Origin of the sequence: Shewanella livingstonensis (genome assembly GCF_003855395.1) — a bacterium.
In the GTDB taxonomy this organism is placed as follows: Bacteria; Pseudomonadota; Gammaproteobacteria; order Enterobacterales; family Shewanellaceae; genus Shewanella; species Shewanella livingstonensis.
This window is the reverse complement of record NZ_CP034015.1, coordinates 2361569-2381340: the sequence shown is the minus strand read 5'-3', so window position 1 is coordinate 2381340 and position 19772 is coordinate 2361569. Positions and strand designations below refer to the sequence as shown.

The 19772-nt window shown below is 40.9% G+C and carries 15 protein-coding genes and 5 tRNA genes; 14 read left to right on the top strand and 6 right to left on the bottom strand.

The window, feature by feature from the left end:
- Positions 1 to 1451: 1451 nt before the first annotated feature.
- The 14 genes from EGC82_RS10310 (at position 1452) to gloA (ending at position 11737) form a co-directional block, all read left to right on the top strand.
- Positions 1452 to 1527 (top strand) — tRNA-Asn (locus tag EGC82_RS10310).
- 32 nt (positions 1528 to 1559) lie between these two features.
- Positions 1560 to 1635 (top strand) — tRNA-Asn (locus EGC82_RS10305).
- Positions 1636 to 1658: 23 nt separating this feature from the next.
- Positions 1659 to 1734: transfer RNA gene (locus tag EGC82_RS10300), tRNA-Asn, on the top strand.
- A 29-nt stretch (positions 1735 to 1763) separates the two neighbouring features.
- Positions 1764 to 1839 (top strand) — tRNA-Asn (locus tag EGC82_RS10295).
- A 31-nt stretch (positions 1840 to 1870) separates the two neighbouring features.
- Positions 1871 to 1946, top strand: a tRNA-Asn gene (locus EGC82_RS10290).
- A 333-nt stretch (positions 1947 to 2279) separates the two neighbouring features.
- On the top strand, positions 2280 to 4178 hold the full coding sequence (locus EGC82_RS10285) for an EAL domain-containing protein (RefSeq protein ID WP_124730680.1): 1899 nt from the start codon (positions 2280 to 2282) through the stop codon (positions 4176 to 4178).
- Between the two features lie 139 nt (positions 4179 to 4317).
- Positions 4318 to 4896 (top strand): electron transport complex subunit RsxA, encoded by a 579-nt coding sequence (gene rsxA / locus EGC82_RS10280; RefSeq protein WP_124732622.1) that lies wholly within the window; start codon positions 4318 to 4320, stop codon positions 4894 to 4896.
- Between the two features lies 1 nt (position 4897).
- The gene (gene rsxB, locus EGC82_RS10275; RefSeq protein WP_124730679.1) at positions 4898 to 5476 is read left to right on the top strand and encodes an electron transport complex subunit RsxB; all 579 of its coding nucleotides are present in this window, start codon (positions 4898 to 4900) and stop codon (positions 5474 to 5476) included.
- Entirely contained in the window at positions 5470 to 7794 is a 2325-nt protein-coding gene (gene rsxC / locus EGC82_RS10270) for an electron transport complex subunit RsxC (protein WP_124730678.1), read from the top strand. Before rsxB ends, rsxC begins: the two co-directional genes overlap by 7 nt.
- 5 nt (positions 7795 to 7799) lie before the next feature.
- Positions 7800 to 8852, top strand: a complete 1053-nt coding sequence (gene rsxD, locus EGC82_RS10265) for an electron transport complex subunit RsxD (RefSeq protein ID WP_124730677.1) — start codon at positions 7800 to 7802, stop codon at positions 8850 to 8852.
- Between the two features lie 26 nt (positions 8853 to 8878).
- Entirely contained in the window at positions 8879 to 9502 is a 624-nt protein-coding gene (rsxG, locus tag EGC82_RS10260) for an electron transport complex subunit RsxG (RefSeq protein WP_164839214.1), read from the top strand.
- Positions 9495 to 10190, top strand: coding sequence for an electron transport complex subunit E (locus EGC82_RS10255; protein ID WP_124730675.1), 696 nt, complete (start codon positions 9495 to 9497; stop codon positions 10188 to 10190). Before rsxG ends, EGC82_RS10255 begins: the two co-directional genes overlap by 8 nt.
- A 58-nt stretch (positions 10191 to 10248) precedes the next feature.
- A complete protein-coding gene (gene nth / locus EGC82_RS10250) occupies positions 10249 to 10890 on the top strand; it encodes an endonuclease III (RefSeq protein WP_124730674.1) in 642 nt (213 codons plus the stop codon).
- Between the two features lie 436 nt (positions 10891 to 11326).
- Positions 11327 to 11737 carry a lactoylglutathione lyase gene (gene gloA / locus EGC82_RS10245; protein ID WP_124730673.1) on the top strand — a complete coding sequence of 137 codons (411 nt, stop codon included), beginning with the start codon at positions 11327 to 11329 and terminating at the stop codon, positions 11735 to 11737.
- A gap of 105 nt (positions 11738 to 11842) precedes the next feature.
- On the opposite strand, the gene ruvB is transcribed toward gloA, so the two are convergent.
- From ruvB to EGC82_RS10215, 6 genes are all read right to left on the bottom strand, one after another.
- Positions 11843 to 12853: a Holliday junction branch migration DNA helicase RuvB gene (gene ruvB, locus EGC82_RS10240; protein ID WP_124730672.1), complete on the bottom strand. Its 1011-nt coding sequence runs from the start codon at positions 12851 to 12853 to the stop codon at positions 11843 to 11845.
- Between the two features lie 31 nt (positions 12854 to 12884).
- Positions 12885 to 13502 (bottom strand): Holliday junction branch migration protein RuvA, encoded by a 618-nt coding sequence (gene ruvA, locus EGC82_RS10235; RefSeq protein WP_124730671.1) that lies wholly within the window; start codon positions 13500 to 13502, stop codon positions 12885 to 12887.
- Positions 13499 to 14020, bottom strand: a complete 522-nt coding sequence (ruvC, locus tag EGC82_RS10230) for a crossover junction endodeoxyribonuclease RuvC (protein ID WP_124730670.1) — start codon at positions 14018 to 14020, stop codon at positions 13499 to 13501. The genes ruvA and ruvC overlap by 4 nt, the downstream gene beginning before the upstream one ends.
- A gap of 7 nt (positions 14021 to 14027) precedes the next feature.
- Complete coding sequence (locus EGC82_RS10225; protein ID WP_124730669.1) at positions 14028 to 14780, bottom strand: YebC/PmpR family DNA-binding transcriptional regulator; 753 nt, start codon at positions 14778 to 14780, stop codon at positions 14028 to 14030.
- Between the two features lie 124 nt (positions 14781 to 14904).
- Positions 14905 to 16680: an aspartate--tRNA ligase gene (gene aspS, locus EGC82_RS10220; RefSeq protein ID WP_124730668.1), complete on the bottom strand. Its 1776-nt coding sequence runs from the start codon at positions 16678 to 16680 to the stop codon at positions 14905 to 14907.
- A 172-nt stretch (positions 16681 to 16852) separates the two neighbouring features.
- Positions 16853 to 19678 carry a transporter substrate-binding domain-containing protein gene (locus EGC82_RS10215; RefSeq protein ID WP_124730667.1) on the bottom strand — a complete coding sequence of 942 codons (2826 nt, stop codon included), beginning with the start codon at positions 19676 to 19678 and terminating at the stop codon, positions 16853 to 16855.
- Positions 19679 to 19772: the final 94 nt, after the last annotated feature.

The following is a 19772-nucleotide window of genomic DNA, read 5'->3' as shown; positions in this document are numbered from 1 at the left end:
TAGCACTTCACTGCTTCAACTATTATTTAAAACTGTGCCGAAATCGATTATAAAAACTCATTCTATTAATCAATTTTAAGATGTTTTATTTAGATCAATATTAACCACTTCGTTCATCAATATGACAAAATAATGATCCTAATATGAAAGTAACAAACAAAACGATAAGATCATTAACAGATGGCAATAATACGCCTAAAAATGAGCCTAAACCGCAATTTAATACACAATCTTCTGTCCAAAGGGATTACAATTTTGCAACTGAGAGAACAGTGAAAAAAGAAAGTAGTTGATTTTTGTATCTAGCTGATTAAAAACAATTAAACTTATCGCTAAATATTTGTACCAATTTAAGTCCGACTCAAGCGCTGCAAGGGGTAGCAGCTCGTTTATTAGAGAAGTCCACAAGTTTATCCACAGATTTAGTGGATAAGTCACTAAAGCCCAATAAGGCTGCGGGGTAGCGACCAAGTGAGTTTCATAAAAGCGTAAGAAAGTTGTGATGAAATTTAATTACATTTGCGCATTAATACGAAAGATAGCGACAATAGTTCAACTAATATTTTAAATCGGTAACCGATATCTATCTTAGCGATGTATTTCACGTCGATCAACGCTGCGATCGTATGGCGCAAGAACAAGTATACATCCAACCAGTTCGACCCATTGCATATCACGTGTAATTATTGGCTAAGACCAATCAATGGCCGCTCAATGATTACCATACTCAAATAATCGCCTCACTATTGTTAGTGTGACTGACCTCTTTGGCTAAAACATCACACAGCGATCACTGAGTGTGTCGAGGATATATCAATTATAACCCTTTGATAACAGAGTTATCCCCACATAAGCTATCACTCGATAATAAAATTTGGCTACACCATTGACACTATGTGTTGCTCAACAAAAAAGTGTTGAGCAACAAAAGTCTACTTAATACTCGCTTACCTAAGTAAGCTGTCAAAACGACATTTACCATAACGGACAATACCAGCCTCGGTGACTCACTGCGTTAGATTAATGTACAAAAATTGGCGTCAAAACGCTTTGTTAACTTCATATATGCCCGTTAGATATTGTAGACATCAAATAATTTCGCGTTATCTCATCCATTACGATTGCGTTAAAATAACATTAACCTAGGTTTATACGTTCTCCATGACTGCCCCTCTGAAAAGTGAATCGTAAAAAATGCAGTAATAAACATCAATTACCATATAAATATCAAAATATAGCTGTTATGAGCTTGAGATTGAATTTTATGACTAAGTGATTAATTTTGTTTTCATTGTTTAAAAATCGCCATAAATGAACAAAAGTCGTTCACGATGCGTGTTTGGTAACCAATTAGTCACATAAATGCGTTTTTTTTTATAACTCGAGTTGACTCAGTTACCAGAGCGTTTTACTATGCGCTCCGTTCTCAGCAATACATTGCTAAAAACGCTTCCCCAGTAGTTCAGTTGGTAGAACGGCGGACTGTTAATCCGTATGTCACTGGTTCGAGTCCAGTCTGGGGAGCCATTTAGTGATTTTAGTTGTGAAGTAAATATGATTCCCCAATAGTTCAGTTGGTAGAACGGCGGACTGTTAATCCGTATGTCACTGGTTCGAGTCCAGTTTGGGGAGCCAATATTTACCGTTATCGAAATAATTCCCCAGTAGTTCAGTTGGTAGAACGGCGGACTGTTAATCCGTATGTCACTGGTTCGAGTCCAGTCTGGGGAGCCATCGAGATAACACGTTTGAAATAATACGCTTCCCCAATAGTTCAGTTGGTAGAACGGCGGACTGTTAATCCGTATGTCACTGGTTCGAGTCCAGTTTGGGGAGCCAATTCAAGCAATAAGTAAAAGTAATAATTAATTCCCCAGTAGTTCAGTTGGTAGAACGGCGGACTGTTAATCCGTATGTCACTGGTTCGAGTCCAGTCTGGGGAGCCATTATTATCTGTAACCTCCCTTCTGTTAAATTCCGGCTTCTATATAACCTCCCTTATAATTTCAATATGTTATTCAATTAATCGCTTGTTTCACCTCAGTTACTATTATTAGTTAATCATATATCATCAATGCGATATCGTTAGTTTTTCTATACAAAATAATACCTTAGATTAATAATTATTTAATATCATTTCTGCTATGATAATATTGGTTACTATATAAACTATTAGAGCATTATACTTTTGACTAAAAACGCCGTTCGAACACCTACAGCACAAGGCTGTGTCAAATCGAACAAACTTAGTCAAACACACTCATAGGAATGGATGTTTTATGGGCTTATCGAAATCCTTTCAGCTGGTTCTTTTTATCGTTTTCGGTTTATTAATTTACCGAATTTATACGGTGGAAAATAATGAAGTACAAGAACAAGGTGAAATAGCACGTGCAAATTATCAGCAATATGTGCAAACCATTGAACAATGGCATGGTAGCGGAGAAGCGTTATACCAGCTCATGTCAAAAGACTTCTCTTTTCAGTTTTTTCAATATATTCATAATGTCGACAGTAATAACAATTTTACTCACGGAAGCTTACTCCGCCCTGCTGATGATTTCGCTAGCCAAATTTTTAACATTGAATTAGGTCATGTACAAAACTTTCCCGACGGTCGCCTGCAGGTTAGGTTAGACACCGCAAGCGTGTTATCAACCAGCTTTAATGACTTAGAACAAACAGCTATCTTATTGATTACCGCGTATGTGTCGTTGATGCTGTTATTTGCGCTGCTAATTCAATTACATCGCCGAAGAATAAATTATGCTGCTGAATACATTGTCCATATTCCGGACTTGTCGTTCCTCGCTATTGAGCAATCTCGCTTCCCTGGGGTACTCAATCCCATCGGTAAAGCATTAGAAACCTGTCGCAGCCAATTAAAACTCAGCTTAGATCGCGTTCGTAAAGAGAATGAACTATTAACGAAAGCAGCATATCAAGATCCTGTTAGTGGATTTTCAACACGACAACGCTTTACCCAGCATATTGACGCTATTAGTAAAACGGATAAGCAACAGTATGGTGTTCTGGTTGTGGTTAAGGCTGCTGAGCTTGCAAGTGTTAACCAATTACATGGCCGTGCTGCAGGTGATGATTATTTAGCAAAGCTGGCTACTTGCATTCGAAAATCTGTTACTAATCTTGGATTAAGCGAATGCTTTCGAGTCTCTAGCGGTGATTTTGCCGTGTTTATTGACAGCATTACCCTTAAAGAAGGTGAACGGTTCTTAGAACAACTTAAACGTTATCTTGACGAGTATGCACAAAGCACAAAAAGTGATTCCATTGCGCATGCTGGTATGGTGCCCTATCAGCAAGGAAACGAGCCATTAGCATTGATGGCATTAGCCGATACAGCCGTGAGTGTGGCGCAAACGCTGGGGCCTAATCGTTATTACCAGTTAGAAAAACTATCGGGTAATGAACAGTTTGGAACCGATCATTGGAAGATCACCATCGACGACTTGATCAGTCGCAGAAGCGTTAAGTTTTATCAACAACCTATCCAACCCTGTAATAATGCCACCGAAGTCTATCGTGAATTATTAGCTCGATTTTATAATGCCGAAGGTAAACATTTACCTACCACCACCGTGATAGCTATGGCTGAACGATATGGTATGAGCGTTGAGTTAGATAAAATGATTGTAACCCAAACGATTAAGATCCTCAGTGAAAATCCAAGTATTTCGGGCAATATGGGAGTCAATATCAGTGCTTCCTCCGCACTGCAAGACAGTTTTACCATGTGGCTTAAAGACATATTATCTAAACATCGTGGCACAGCGGCTCGATTAGTGTTTGAGGTTAATGAGTCAGGAATGCAGACTAATTTAGAGTCAAGCCATCAATTTGTTAGCGAGATCCACAAAGCAGGAGCAAAAGTGGCTATTGAACGTTTTGGTTTAGGCTTTACATCATTTAAATTTTTCCGTGAAGTACGTCCTGACTTTATCAAGTTAGACAGCAGTTACAGTGACAATATAGAACAAGACAACAACAATAAGTTCTTTGTAAGAATGATTGTAGATATCGCTAAACGCATCAGTATCCGCGTGATTGCAACTGGGGTTGAAAAACAAGACGAAAAACTGACTCTAGAAAAACTATTAGTGGATGGTCTACAAGGATATTATATTGCCAAACCTGAATTATTGTTAAATAAACAGTAAATACAACGTTAATAAACGGTAAATATAGCGTTTTTATTCTAAGGTTAAACATTTTATGTTTAACCTTATTTTTTATCCGTTGTTTATCGGCGTCAAACCTAAGATAATACTCGTATCTATTGGTCAAAAAATTGTAGCAATGACTGAGTACCTTCTCCTGTTAATCGGCACAGTGCTGGTAAATAACTTCGTTCTGGTAAAATTCTTAGGTCTATGCCCTTTTATGGGGGTGTCGAGCAAATTGGCGTCGGCCATTGGTATGTCGATGGCGACCACGTTTGTGCTAACCCTAGCCTCTATTTTGAGTTACTTAACTAATGAGTTTTTACTGCAACCTTTTGACTTAAGTTATTTACGCACCATGAGCTTTATTTTAGTGATTGCGGTTGTAGTGCAATTTACTGAGATGGTAGTGCAAAAGACCAGTGCCTCATTACATCGCGCTCTGGGGATCTATCTACCGTTAATTACCACCAATTGTGCCGTGTTAGGTGTGGCATTACTTAACGTCAATGAAGACCATAACTTTATTCAATCGGCTATTTACGGTTTTGGTGCCGCGGTTGGCTTTTCACTGGTATTAATTTTATTTTCAGCAATGCGCGAACGCTTAGCGGCTGCAGATGTGCCATTACCTTTCAGAGGTGGCGCTATTGCCATGATCACTGCTGGTTTAATGTCATTGGCCTTTATGGGGTTTGCGGGGCTGGTTAGTTAATATGACAAGTATATTTATAGCCGTTGCTGTATTAACCCTTTTGGCTTTAGTGTTTGGTGTCATTCTTGGCTTTGCTTCAAAAAAGTTTAAAGTTGAAGGCAACCCTATTATTGATCAGGTCGAAACTCTGCTACCGCAAACTCAGTGCGGCCAATGTGGTTACCCTGGTTGTCGGCCCTATGCCGAAGCGATTGCTAATGGCGACAAAATCAATAAATGTCCTCCTGGTGGTACCGCTACCATGGAAAAAATTGCTGAACTCATGGGTGTAGAACCAGAAGCGTTAGGTGAAGAGGCCCAAGCCAATGTGAAAAAAGTGGCTTACATTCGCGAAGATGAATGTATTGGTTGCACTAAATGTATCCAAGCCTGCCCAGTGGATGCCATTTTGGGTGCCGGAAAATTAATGCATACCGTTATAGCCAAAGACTGTACTGGCTGTGACTTATGTGTTGAACCTTGCCCTGTCGATTGTATTGACATGATCCCTGTTGAAACCACAATACAAAATTGGGATTGGAAGTTACGTGCAATCCCTATAAATGTAATCCAGCCTGAGCAGGAGGACAAACGGTGTTAACCTTATTAGAACAATTAGATAAAGGCAATTTGTGGCGCTCTCCTGGTGGGATACATCCACCCGAACTTAAATCATTATCCAATCAAAATGCGATTTCATCGTTGCCGTTATTATCGCGATTTGTGGTCCCAATCCCTCTTGTTGGCGAACAAGCGACCTTAATTGTTAGTGTTGGCGACAAAGTCTTAAAAGGGCAAGCTCTCACTGAAGGAGCTGGTTTTACATATCTACCGGTTCACGCCCCTACATCTGGAACCCTTGTCGCCGTTGAGCAACACAGTAGCAACCATCCTTCGGCATTATCGGTGTTAAGTTGCATCATCGAAGCGGATGGTCAAGATACTTGGTGTGAACTAATACCAAGTCAGCTTGAACAACTGTCAAAACCAGCTATTTTGGACAAAATTAAACAAGCGGGTATTGCAGGTATGGGCGGCGCAGCGTTTCCTAGCCACGTAAAACTTAACCCTGCCAGCGAAATAGATTTAGTAATAATCAATGGCGTTGAGTGTGAACCCTACATTAGCGCTGATGATCGATTGATGCGCGATTACAGTGACCAAATCTTAACTGGCATCAGCATCATTCACCATTTACTTAGTCCACAGCGTATTATCATCGCCATTGAAGATAATAAGCCTGAAGCGGTTCAAGCAATGCAAGCAGCGGTTACACGTAGTGTCTTGTCTAACGATATGATCCGCGTCACGGTGATCCCTACCAAGTACCCTTCTGGTGGCGAAAAACAACTTATTCAAATTATTACCGGTAAAGAAGTTCCCAGTGGAGCAATTCCAGCCCAACTTGGTATTGTTATGCACAATGTCGGCACGGCATATGCTATTCAGGATGCGGTTTTACACGGTAAACCGCTGATAGAACGCGTAGTCACCTTAACTGGTGAACGCGTTGCTAAACCGGGAAACTATTGGCTTCGAATAGGTACAACTGTGGCCGATGCACTTAAACAAGTTAATTTTACGCCCGATAACTCTCAAAAAGTGATTGTCGGCGGCCCTATGATGGGATATGCATTAGCTAACCTTGATGTGCCAATATTAAAGGGCACTAACTGTTTACTCACCCCAAGCCAGACAGAAATTGCACCTGACTCCGATGAGAAAGCCTGTATTCGATGTGGTGAGTGTGCTGTTGCCTGCCCAGCATTACTGTTACCACAGCAGTTATTCTGGCACGCAAAGGCGGAAGAATATGATAAAGCGGCCAGTTTTAATTTAAAAGACTGTATTGAATGCGGTTGTTGCAGTTACGTATGCCCAAGTGATATTCCTTTAGTGGAATACTATCGAGTCGCGAAATCTGCACTGAAAAATACCGCTGAAGAAAAGCTACAAGCAGAAAAAGCAAAATTGCGTTTTGAAACTCGCTTACAACGACTCGAAGATGAAAAAAATGCTCGTGAAGAAAAATCAAAACAAGCAGCCGCTAAACGCCAAGCGAATATGAAATCGAGCGATAAAGATGCAGTTGCTGCAGCCATGGCGCGTATTGCCGCTAAAAAAGCGCAAACTGCAAATGCAACAACCGAATCGACTGCGATGCAAACTGCCGTTACCGGTTCAGACAGCCGACTTATAGACAGTGCCTCGATAAACAGTGCCAACACAAAGAACACCGCTGTCAGCGCCGCTATTGAACGGGCTAAAGCAAAAAAAGCAGCAATAGCGGCTCAATCTTTAGTCGATAATCAACACAATATCATAGCAACCACTGCTGATAGTTCTACTGAAAATGTCGAGCCCATCAACGTTAAGAAACCACAAATTGCAGCAGCAGTGGCACGAGCAAAAGCCAAGAAAGCAGCATTAGCCAATGAAGCCGTTCATAAAGATGAGTCGGTTCTGTCACAAAACCTTGTTGCGGATGAAACAATCGAGACTTACAGCGATGCTGACAAAACCAATAGCAGCGATCCTGTCGATAACAAAAAAGCTAAAATTGCTGCCGCTGTGGCTAAAGCTAAAGCTCGAAAAGCATCGTTATCCGATGAGTTAACCGATAAGAATCAAGCTGATGTTATCAATAGCAGCAATCCAGTCGATGACAAGAAAGCTAAAATTACTGCCGCGGTGGCTAAAGCAAAAGCTAAAAAAGCGGCGTTAGCAAATGGGTTGACACAAACACATCAGCCAATCGTATCATCTACTATCGACGCTACTGAAACTATTAACGTATCAAGTGATGCTGATGTCATTAAAATAGCAGACGCTGTTGATGACAAGAAAGCAAAAATTGCCGCCGCTGTCGCCAAAGCGAAAGCCAAGAAACTCGCTAACAGTGCTAAGCAAGAGGAATAACCACTATGGCATTTAAAATTGCCTCATCTCCACATGTCAGTACAACATTGCACACCAACATGGTGATGAAAAGGGTGGCGTTATGCTTAATCCCTGGTATTGCGGTGCAAAGCTATTATTTTGGCTATGGCACCTTAGTGCAATTATTACTGGCCATTACAGTGGCTTATTTAGCCGAAGCTGCGGTAATCAAGTTACGTAACAAAAATATTACCGCAACCTTGGCTGATAATAGTGCATTGGTTACTGCCAGCTTACTTGCAGTAGCTATTCCGCCTTTAGCACCTTGGTGGATGATTGTTATCGGGACATTATTTGCTATCGTGATTGTTAAACAGCTCTATGGTGGATTAGGCAATAATGTCTTTAACCCTGCCATGGCAGCATACGTACTACTACTGATTTCATTTCCAGTGCAAATGACCTCTTGGGTTGCACCGCAAACATTGACCTTAAATAGCGCCGATGCGTTACATACATTGAATAGTATCTTTCAATTAAACGCTGGCTATGCTGCAGACTTTTTCCATATTGCGATAGACGGCACGACGATGGCCACGCCGCTCGACACATTAAAAACTGATCTATCAATGGGCCTTACCACAACTGAAAGTATGACTAAGACCATCTTTTCTGGCAGTGTAGGTGAAGGTTGGTTTTGGGTCAATTTCGCCTATCTCATTGGCGGCATGATCATGCTAAAACTCAAGGTTATCCGCTGGCACATAAGCGGTTCTATTTTGTTAAGCTTGTTTGTTTGTGCCAGCATTGGTTTTTTAATCAGCCCTGATACCTTTGTTAGTCCTGTTATGCATTTATTTTCAGGTGGAACCATGTTAGCGGCATTTTTCATTGCCACCGATCCCGTTACCGCCGCAACGAGTACTCGCGGTCGTTTGATATTTGGCGCCATGATAGGGTTATTGATTTACCTAATCCGTACCTTTGGTGGTTATCCTGACGCCGTTGCATTTGCGGTATTACTGGCCAACATGTGCGCACCATTTATCGATTATTATGTTCGCCCCCGCAGTTATGGTCATCGAGCAGGAAATTAATTATGTCTATTTTAACCACTAACCCGATGATTAAAAATGGCCTGTTACTCGGCCTATTTGCCTTGTGTTGTACTGGTCTGGTTGCTTTGGTGCATGCATTAACCAGTGACACCATATTACTGCAGCAACAAAAGCAATTAACCTTAATCTTGAACCAAATTATTCCGACTGAATTACACGATAATGTCCTCAGTGAACAATGTATTTTGGTAAACTCGCCAGAACTGTTAGGTACCGATACAGATTTACCTGCATATCTTGCATATAAAGAGAACCAACCCGTAGCGATAGCGATAGAAGCGATTGCTCCAGATGGTTATAACGGTGAAATAAAACTCATTATTGGCGTTGATAATCAAGGCGAAATATTAGGAGTTCGAACTCTTTCTCATCAAGAAACACCGGGGTTAGGTGATAAAATTGATCTTCGAAAATCTGATTGGGTGACTCATTTTAGTGGTCAATTATTCAACGACAACACCAATATGTGGAAAGTAAAAAAAGACGGCGGCCAGTTTGATCAATTTACCGGTGCGACCATTACTCCGCGCGCTTATGTTAAAGCAATAGCTAAAGCGATGACATTTGTTGAACAGCATCGCCAAGCACTTTATCAAAGTCATTATGCCTGTGAGGCCAACCATGAGTAACTATCGTGAAATAGCCGCTCAAGGGTTATGGAAAAACAATCCTGGGTTAGTGCAACTGTTAGGTTTGTGTCCACTACTTGCTGTTACAGCAACCATTGCGAATGCGTTAGGCTTAGGTGTTGCGACGCTACTGGTATTGGTTGGCTCGAATATTTTAGTCTCTTTAGTACGTGATTTTGTGCCTAAAGAAATTAGAATTCCAGTGTTTGTGATGATCATTGCCGCACTAGTGACATGCGTGCAATTACTGATCAACGCTTATGCCTATAATTTGTATTTGTCCTTGGGTATTTTCTTACCCTTAATCGTGACTAACTGCGTCATTATCGGCCGCGCTGAAGCCTTTGCTTCTCGTAACTCATTAGCTCATTCGGCATTCGATGGATTAATGATGGGGTTAGGCTTTACAGCTGTTCTGGTCGTGCTAGGCGCCAGCCGTGAACTCATTGGTCAAGGGACACTGTTTGACGGTGCTGATTTATTATTAGGTGATTGGGCAAGTGTGTTAACCGTCCATGTATGGCAGGTAGACACGCCCTTCTTATTAGCGATGTTACCGCCAGGGGCATTTATTGGCATGGGATTATTAATCGCACTTAAAAATGTCATCGACAGCCGAGTAAAAGCCCGACAACCCAAAACTGAAGGTGTCAGCGTTACGCGGGCACGGATCACTAAAGTCAACTAACACTAATCCGCTGTAACCTTCAGCGGCCGTTAACTTAACGATAAATTGACCGATTACTATGAATAAAGATAAGCGCCACCAAATTCTGATTAGATTAAGAGACAATAACCCTAAGCCTGAAACTGAACTGAACTTTTCTAGTCCATTTGAGCTATTAGTGGCGGTTACATTATCAGCACAAGCAACCGATGTCAGTGTTAATAAAGCCACCAATAAATTGTTTCCGGTTGCCAATACACCGCAAGCAATCTATGACTTAGGGGTTGACGGGCTTAAGCAGTACATTAAAACCATAGGCTTATACAATAACAAAGCGGTTAATGTGATTAACGCTTGTAAAATGCTGATTGATCTACATGCGGGTGAAGTACCAGAGAACCGCGAAGCACTAGAAGCCTTACCAGGCGTTGGACGCAAAACAGCAAATGTGGTCCTTAATACTGCGTTTGGCTGGCCTACTATTGCTGTCGATACGCATATTTTTAGGTTAGCAAATAGAACTAAATTTGCCCCAGGAAAGAATGTCGATCAAGTTGAATTGAATATGCTTAAAGTGGTGCCGAGTGAGTTTAAAGTAGATGTACATCATTGGTTTATTCTACACGGACGTTATACTTGTTTGGCGAGAAAACCCCGTTGTGGTTCTTGTATTATCGAAGACTTGTGCGAATTTAGAGACAAGGTATACCCAGAAGATTAACCCCCAAAGCACCGCAGGCACTTTGGGGGTTTTTATAACAATGTATTGGATATTAACTCATCAATTAATATCCAATACATTTATTTATTATGGATCACATTGGACTATCTATTTTTGCAGGTGCTTAAAACATCGACACAAAAAATGCACTAAAACAAATCGCAATAACAACTGTAGTACCTAATGCCATTTTTAATTCTGTATTCATTTTCTTGTCTCCAAATGGGTATAACTGAATAATAACGCTTTAAGCTAATTTACCCAAAAATTAACCTCATAAATGTGAGCCATAGCAAAATATACTCAATATCTATTCGAGATTAATCAGTGGCTATTGATCTTTGATAGACTTAATTTTTATCAATCAGTATAGCAAAACTTTTCATTGTCATCTGAGCTTGTTAAAGTCAGATAAATTTTTATAAGAGAGCATATCATGTCGCAATTACTTCATACGATGATCCGTGTAGGCAACCTAGAACGCAGCATCCAATTTTATACCCAAGTGATGGGAATGAAATTGCTGCGTCAATCAGAAAACTCAGAATATAAATACACCCTCGCCTTTGTTGGTTTTGGTGAAGAAACTACCGGCCAAGCGGTTATCGAATTAACCTATAACTGGGGTGTCGATACCTATGATTTGGGTAATGGTTTTGGACATTTGGCCATAGGTGAAGAAGATATTTACGCCCGTTGTGATGCCATTGCTGCTGCTGGCGGCAAAATCACTCGTGCACCAGGGCCAGTTGCTGGCGGTAAAACTGAAATTGCATTTGTGGAAGATCCTGACGGATACAAAATAGAATTAATTCAAAAGAAATCAGCAACTGAAGCCTTAGGTTAATTTTAGCTGCCATAGCAAGCTTAACTCTGCTTTACAGTACGCTAGAAATGATAAAACCAGCGAAAGCTGGTTTTATCATAATCTACCAAAAAAGCTTTAAAAAGATTACACTTTTTCAGGTTTAACCAAACTGAAATGATCATAAGCTCTTTGAGAGGCAATTCGACCTCTGGGTGTACGTTGAATAAAACCTTGCTGGATTAAAAAAGGCTCCAATACATCCTCAATCGTTTCTCTGTCTTCACCAATGGCTGCGGCAAGATTGTCTAACCCTACAGGTCCCCCCATAAATTTATCAATAATGGCAAGCAAAAGTTTACGATCTAAATAATCAAAGCCTTCCTCATCAACATCGAGTAGATCAAGTGCATATTCAGCCACTTTTTGGGTCACTTTACCGTCATGTTTAACTTCAGCATAGTCGCGAACCCGGCGCAGTAAACGGTTGGCAATTCGCGGCGTACCGCGTGAACGTTTGGCAATTTCAATCGCCCCCTGCAGATCAACCTCAAGTTCCATCACCTTAGCTGAGCGGATCACAATGGTGGTCAAATCTTTGACATTGTAAAATTCCAAACGTAATGGGATACCAAAACGAGCCCGCAGTGGAGATGTCAATGCTCCTGCGCGAGTTGTTGCGCCAATAAGGGTAAATGGCGGTAAATCTAATTTAATCGAACGCGCAGCAGGACCTTCACCAATCATAATATCAAGTTGGTAGTCTTCCATTGCCGGATAAAGAATCTCTTCAACTACAGGGCTTAGACGATGAATTTCATCGATAAACAGTACATCACCCTCTTCAAGATTGGTTAACAAGGCGGCTAAGTCACCGGCTTTTTCAAGTACAGGCCCAGAAGTGGACTTTATGTTCACACCCATTTCATTGGCAACAATCATTGCTAAGGTTGTTTTACCTAAACCTGGGGGACCAAAAATTAACATGTGATCAAGGGCTTCACGACGGTTTATCGCTGCTTGAATGAACACCTTAAGCTGAGCTCGAGTATCATCTTGGCCGGTATACTCATCCAACATTTTAGGCCGCATAGCACGGTCAATCTGTTCATCTTGACCTTGTACTTGTGGCTGGATTAGGCGATCAGCTTCAATCATTTTTTACGTACCCTGTTTATGCACATCGTGTTTATAACATTGATTTTAAGGCAGCTTTAATCAGTGTCTCAGAACTCATGCCTTGTTTAAACGCTGCAGAAACAGACTTACTGGCCTGAGCAGGCTTATAGCCTAAAGATAATAACGCTGAAATTGCATCTTCTTCTGCACTGTCTGCTGCTGGCGCTGGGGTATAATTACTTTGCAGCATAAATTCACGCTCAGCCCCTGCAGAAGCCTCAAGTAAGCTTTTAAGCTTATCACGCATTTCAATCACTAAACGTTCAGCTGTTTTCTTACCCACTCCAGGTAATTTAACTAAGGTAGCTATATCATCGCGTTCAACACATGAGACAAACTCTGATGCTGTCATACCCGATAAAATCGTTAGCGCTAGCTTAGGGCCAACACCATTGGTTTTAATCAATAAACGAAATAAAGCCCGCTCTTGCTTAGTAATAAAACCATAAAGCAATTGAGCGTCTTCACGCACCACAAAATGAGTAAATAACATGGTTGCCTGATTTAACGCAGGTAACTCATAAAAACTGGTCATCGGCACTTGTAACTCGTAACCGACACCATTGACGTCTAACACCACTTCAGGGGCTTGTTTTTCAACTAAAATACCGCTTAAACGACCTATCATTTGTATCTTCCATATGTTCTGCTGCTTGCTTTACCGCCCATAGCGATAAGGCTTTGATAAGTATGAAAATGGCATATTGCTACGCCTAATGCATCCGCGGCATCGGCCTGTGGTGACGCAGGTAGCTTAAGTAATTGCTTCACCATATGTTGAACTTGCGTTTTTTGAGCTCTGCCAGTGCCAACGACAGCACTTTTTATTTGTGTAGCACTGTATTCGGCAACAGGTAATCCAGCACATGTAGCTGCGACAATCGCCGCGCCTCGAGCTTGGCCTAATTTAAGAGCCGAATCAGCATTTTTGGCCATAAATACCCGTTCAATGGCAAACTCATCAGGTTGATATTGGGTAATAATTTCGCATAAACCGGCATAAATTTGTTGTAATCGTTGTGGTAAATCGTCGGCAGATGTTCGAATACAGCCGCTGCCAAGGTAAATCTGTTGACGGCCTTGGCATTGGATCACACCATAACCGGTAATACGGGAGCCGGGGTCGACGCCTAAAATAATGGCCATTGATGCCTCATGCGTTATCTAACGCTTGCATAACGTCGTCTGAAATCTCAGCATTATGATATACCTCTTGTACATCATCATGATCTTCTAAGGTATCAATTAAACGTAAAAAATTTTCAGCCGTGTCAGCATCGAGTTCAGCTTTTAATGACGCAACCATAGTCACTTCAGCATGGACAGAACCAAAAGATGCGCTATCAAGTGCATCTTTGACTTTGCCAAAAGTGTCTGGAGTGGTGAACACATCGATAGAACCATCGTCATGGGTGATAACATCTTCTGCACCAGCCTCTAATGCGCTGTCAATTAAGCTATCTTCATCAATATCAGTGTCATAAGAAATAATGCCCGATTTAGTAAACAAATATGCCACTGAGCCATCGGTGCCTAAATTACCACCCGACTTATTAAATGCATTGCGTACACCCGAAACAGTACGATTACGATTATCTGTCATGGTTTCAACCATTACGGCTGTACCACCGGGGCCATAACCTTCATAAATGATGGTTTCTAATTGTTGACCATCGACTTCACCAGCACCACGTTTAATTGCACGTTCAACGGTGTCACGAGTCATATTATTGGATAAGGCTTTATCAACGGCAGCACGTAATCTAGGATTGGCATCAACATCTGAACCGCCTTCGCGGGCTGCGACAGTGAGTTCGCGAATGAATTTAGTGAATAACTTGCCGCGTTTAGCGTCTTGTGCCGCTTTACGGTGTTTAATATTGGCCCATTTACTGTGTCCAGCCATTGTATCTCCTTACTATTCAATAGGACGTAACAAGTAAATTGTTTACTTGTTAAAAACGTACCGAGGCAAAAGCCTCGGTATGTAGTCCCCTGTCAAGGGCGAGCAAATGGCTATCGTTAGCGCTTTACTCTGCTGTTTTAACTTTTTCAACCACTGCAATGCCTAACTCAGCCAGTTGAACTGGATTAGCAAAACCTGGCGCGTTAGTTAATGGGCACGCTGCGGTAGTCGTTTTAGGAAATGCCATTACGTCACGAATTGAGCTTGCGCCGGTCATCAACATGATAATACGATCCAAACCAAACGCTAAACCAGCGTGTGGTGGCGTACCATAACGTAATGCTTCAAGTAAGAAACCGAACTTTTCTTGTGCTTCTTCAGCTTCAATCCCCAAAATACCAAAAACGGTACTTTGCATCTCAGCATTATGAATACGCACTGAACCACCACCTAACTCACAACCATTTAACACCATGTCGTAAGCATCTGAAATCGCTGCTGCAGGATCGGCAGCTAACTGTTCTGCGCTAATACCACGAGGCGCGGTAAAAGGATGATGAACAGCGTGGAAACCACCATTTATTTTTTCAAACATTGGGAAGTCAATGACCCACATTGGGCGCCATTGACCTTCAAGAAGTTTGAAATCTTCACCGGCTTTTATACGTAATGCGCCCATGGCTTCAGCTACGACATTGGCTTTATCTGCACCAAATAAAATAATATCGCCTGTTTGTGCGCCAGTACGGTTGATAATATCGTTGACGATCGATTCGGTTAAAAACTTAAGTACAGGAGATTGAATACCTTCAATGCCGGCCGCTAAGTCATTTATCTTCATCCATGCTAAGCCTTTAGCACCATAAATACCGGCGTACTTAGTATAATCGTCAATTTGCTTACGTGATAAAGAAGCACCAGCTGGAATACGTAATGCAGCTACGCGACCTTCAACATCATTTGCTGGGCCATTAAATACCGCAAACTCGACATCTTTGACTAAATCGGCAATATCAACTAACTCAAGCGGATTACGCAAATCCGGTTTATCAGAACCATAACGCTTCATGGCTTCAGCGTAAGTCATACGTGGAAATTCGCCTAAATCAACATTCAATAAATCTTGAAATAAACCGCGCATCATTTGCTCAGTTTTTTCCATGACTTGTTCAGCTGACATGAATGACGTTTCGATATCGATTTGCGTAAATTCAGGTTGGCGATCTGCACGTAAATCTTCATCACGGAAACATTTAACAATTTGATAGTAGCGGTCAAAACCAGACATCATTAGTAACTGTTTGAACAGCTGTGGTGATTGAGGTAAAGCAAAAAATTGACCTTTATAAGTCCGGCTTGGCACTAAATAGTCACGCGCGCCTTCTGGGGTGGCTTTAGTCAAAATAGGCGTTTCGATATCTAAAAAGCCATTACTGTCTAAAAAGCGACGAACAGAGCTAGTCACTTTGGCACGAAAGATAAGACGCTCAGCCATTTCTGGACGACGTAAATCTAAATAGCGGTATTTTAAACGTTGTTCTTCGCTGTTATTTTGATAATTATCCATGCTTAATGGTAACGGTGCTGAAGCATTAATAACGGTCAGTTGGGTACCCAAAATTTCAATTGCACCTGTTTTCATTTGCGAATTGACTTGGCTATCAGGACGAGCGTTAACGACACCTTTAACTTGAACACAAAATTCACTGCGTAATGTGCTCGCTATATCAAAAACGTCTTTTAGATCTGGGTTATACACAACTTGAACCAGCCCTTCTCTATCGCGTAAGTCTAGAAATACAACTCCGCCTAAATCTCGACTACGGTTAACCCAACCAACTAAAGTAACTTCTTGACCTAGATGAGACGTATTAATGTCTCCACAATAATGACTGCGCATTGAACTCTATCCTTTATCCACAAAGCGGTATTTTGGAAATCGAAAACCATAAAAACGGCATTATATACCGTGACTCAAACTTATGCATTGAAGTATCAATCAGATTGCAGCAATTAACCAGACCTACAGCGAATAAACTCAATCGACTGACGGAAAAACCATCAACCAAAAACTAACTCATTTTATGTTGATGGCCACCCACTTTTTTAGCTTGATACATTAACTGATCTGATTTTTTCAATAATAAAGCAGCACTGTCGGCATCATCTGGAAAAACAGCGATGCCGATACTGGCCGAAATAGTAACGCTGACATCATCGATTAATAATGGTTTTTTAAAGGCCAATAACATGTTGTCTGCTACTTGACGGGCACTTTCCTTGCCTTCTATGTGATTTAGCAGTACCACAAACTCATCGCCTCCAAATCGGGCAACTGTGTCGGACTCTCTAACGTGTTTGGTTAATAGCACGCCTATACGTTGTAGTAACTTATCTCCCACATGATGGCCATGCCGATCATTTATCGCTTTAAAACCATCTAAATCAATAAATAACAGTGCAAATTTTAATTTGTCTCGCTGATGAATTAATATTGCTTGCGCTAATCTATCATCAAGTAAGCTACGATTTGGTAGTGCAGTAACATTGTCATGATTGGCCATAAACTTAAGGTTTTCTTCTGCTTTAAGTCTCTTTTGAATTTCGACATTTAAACGCCGATTGGACATCAATATCACTATGGCTATAAGAGTGATAACTAGCAAACTAATAACCAATAGTTTCAGCCAGCGTTGATAACGTAATGTGTCGCTATTCAGATCTAACGATACCCATTTTTGATACATGTTTTGTTGTTCTGTTTCATCAATGGTTGCAATCACCCTATCCATTAAAGGAACTAAATTTTTAACTCCAGGAAATAAACCAATATGGCTATGCTGCTCGGTAAGTTCAGCTAATAACGACATTTTTAAACTTGGATACTGGCCACCTTTTAAGGTCGTCGCCAAAGTAGCGACCTGCTCAACAAACATATCTGCAGTGCCATTTAGTACCGATTCCATCCCCTGCTTGGTATCTGCAACAATCACTAAATTTATCGCTGGATATTGTTGACGCAGTTGGTCAACAATATGATAGCCCTCTACAACAGCCAGTCGTTTACCGGCAACTTGTGAGATATTAAAAATAGGCGGTTGAGTTAACGACGTGATTATCGCCCAAGGTGACGGCCAATATGCTAACGAAAACGCTAATGTATTTTCGCGTTCAGCGGTTTTAGCCATACTAGCAACTAAATGAATTTCTCCTTTAACCAGGTCACTCATCATATTACCAAAGTCATCGTAAGCCACGGGGATAATGGTTAAATTGAGTTGCTTAACCAGTAAGTTTTTAATGTCGGCGTTAACCCCTAAAAACTCACCATTTTTACCCTGAAACTCCATCGGGGCCCAATTTTTAAGGTAACCCATCTTAATTGCACCTAGGCTACTAACATACTGTTTCTGTTGAGTTGTTAGTTTTATTTTATTGGCAGAATTGGCAAAAAAACGATCGTCAGGATTAATTAACCATTTGCGCTCGATGTGGATTTGCTCTTCAACAGAGATTAAATTAAAGCCCGCTTGAATCCGATCGGCTAAACCTCGGTCATCAATTCGGGTTAACGCATACATATCCGTAGAAAATTCAATATTGGTATATTGACGAAACTCAGCCCATAATTTATTGGCCAGTAAATAATGTGATGTCATTGCTGCAGAAGAAACAAACCCGCTAATTTCATCATTACGAGCCGCTTTGACCATACTGTCTAATGAATCATAAAAACGCAGCTGTGCCTTAGGAAACGCTTTTTTTATATCGCTGATATAAGGTGCTGTTGGAAAGACACCAATTCGCATTGCAATATTTTCAATTTTATTAATTGTTAAATTGGAACTAAAAAAACGACTCTTTACCGAAATAATATGCCACGCTTGCTTTAAGCCTGTTCGCATATCTTGGCTTTCAGGATAACCAATATGTACATCTGCCACGCCACGCTTAACATCATCAATAGAGCTGTTCATATCGCCGGGAACAAAATCAATATTGATACCGGTTTTCTCAGACCATAGTGTCCATAAGTCAACTAACATCCCATGTGGTAAGCCATCAGCACCGATGTCAGCATAAGGCTCTACTCCATTTTGCATAGCAATAATCACACCTGAGGTTTGTCGATGATAACCTAACCAACGACGCTCTATCTGCTGGATTATCTTGGCAGGAATTAACTCAAAACCATTATTAATTTTGGTAATAAGAGCCTGATTGCCTTTGATGACGGCAGGTAATAAATTGATTTTTTTGATCAAAATACGTGATGAACTATAGAAGTTTGCCGCAATATCTTGCTCTAGTGCTAAGTTACGCTGATAGCCTTCAATGCCGGCAAAAACAAACAACTCTCCATTAACAGCCGCTTGCAGTAATTGTTCACGATTTTGATATCGTTTAAAGCTTAGCTTAGGTTCTATCGCTGATAACGTCGCCTCATGGGAAGAGCCCGTTACAACACCTATTTGATAAGGCACTAAGTCACTAATTTGCTTCTTACTGTTAAGAGATTTGTGAACATATAGGTAGGTATTTACCGAGGTGAATGGCTCGGCAAAATCAAACTTTTCCAGGCGTGCATTATTTTTAGACATACCAATATGGACATCTGCCTGTCGCTGTTCAAGTTGATCAAGTGACTGCTGCCAATGCCGTGACACAAATTGTACTTTGGTATTAGTAATCATTGACCATTCGCGCCATAAATCAACCATGATACCGGCAGGCGTTCCCGTTTCATCCAAATATTCAAATGGATAAGTATCTTCTCCCATCACGATAACCAATGGTAAGTTTTGATCTAGTGTTGCGGCTTTGTCTGAATGTACTGCATACGCAGGTAACGATATCCACGTAAGTAATATTGCCAATATCCAAGGTATAAATTTCAAGTTTTTTCCCTAATACTTTCACTTTTTATACTGATTTAATCTGAACTCGGGTTATTTAATCTCAACTCGAACTAACAGAGATGGATACATAAAC

Excerpts from the sequence above, each read along its gene's own strand:
- EGC82_RS10285 (WP_124730680.1), top strand. The coding sequence starts at position 2,280 with ATGGGCTTATCGAAATCCTTTCAGCTGGTTCTTTTTATCGTTTTCGGT.
- rsxA (WP_124732622.1), top strand. The coding sequence starts at position 4,318 with ATGACTGAGTACCTTCTCCTGTTAATCGGCACAGTGCTGGTAAATAAC.
- rsxB (WP_124730679.1), top strand. The coding sequence starts at position 4,898 with ATGACAAGTATATTTATAGCCGTTGCTGTATTAACCCTTTTGGCTTTA.
- rsxD (WP_124730677.1), top strand. The coding sequence starts at position 7,800 with ATGGCATTTAAAATTGCCTCATCTCCACATGTCAGTACAACATTGCAC.
- rsxG (WP_164839214.1), top strand. The coding sequence starts at position 8,879 with ATGATTAAAAATGGCCTGTTACTCGGCCTATTTGCCTTGTGTTGTACT.
- EGC82_RS10255 (WP_124730675.1), top strand. The coding sequence starts at position 9,495 with ATGAGTAACTATCGTGAAATAGCCGCTCAAGGGTTATGGAAAAACAAT.
- nth (WP_124730674.1), top strand. The coding sequence starts at position 10,249 with ATGAATAAAGATAAGCGCCACCAAATTCTGATTAGATTAAGAGACAAT.
- gloA (WP_124730673.1), top strand. The coding sequence starts at position 11,327 with ATGTCGCAATTACTTCATACGATGATCCGTGTAGGCAACCTAGAACGC.
- ruvB (WP_124730672.1), bottom strand. The coding sequence starts at position 12,853 with ATGATTGAAGCTGATCGCCTAATCCAGCCACAAGTACAAGGTCAAGAT.
- ruvA (WP_124730671.1), bottom strand. The coding sequence starts at position 13,502 with ATGATAGGTCGTTTAAGCGGTATTTTAGTTGAAAAACAAGCCCCTGAA.
- ruvC (WP_124730670.1), bottom strand. The coding sequence starts at position 14,020 with ATGGCCATTATTTTAGGCGTCGACCCCGGCTCCCGTATTACCGGTTAT.
- EGC82_RS10225 (WP_124730669.1), bottom strand. The coding sequence starts at position 14,780 with ATGGCTGGACACAGTAAATGGGCCAATATTAAACACCGTAAAGCGGCA.
- aspS (WP_124730668.1), bottom strand. The coding sequence starts at position 16,680 with ATGCGCAGTCATTATTGTGGAGACATTAATACGTCTCATCTAGGTCAA.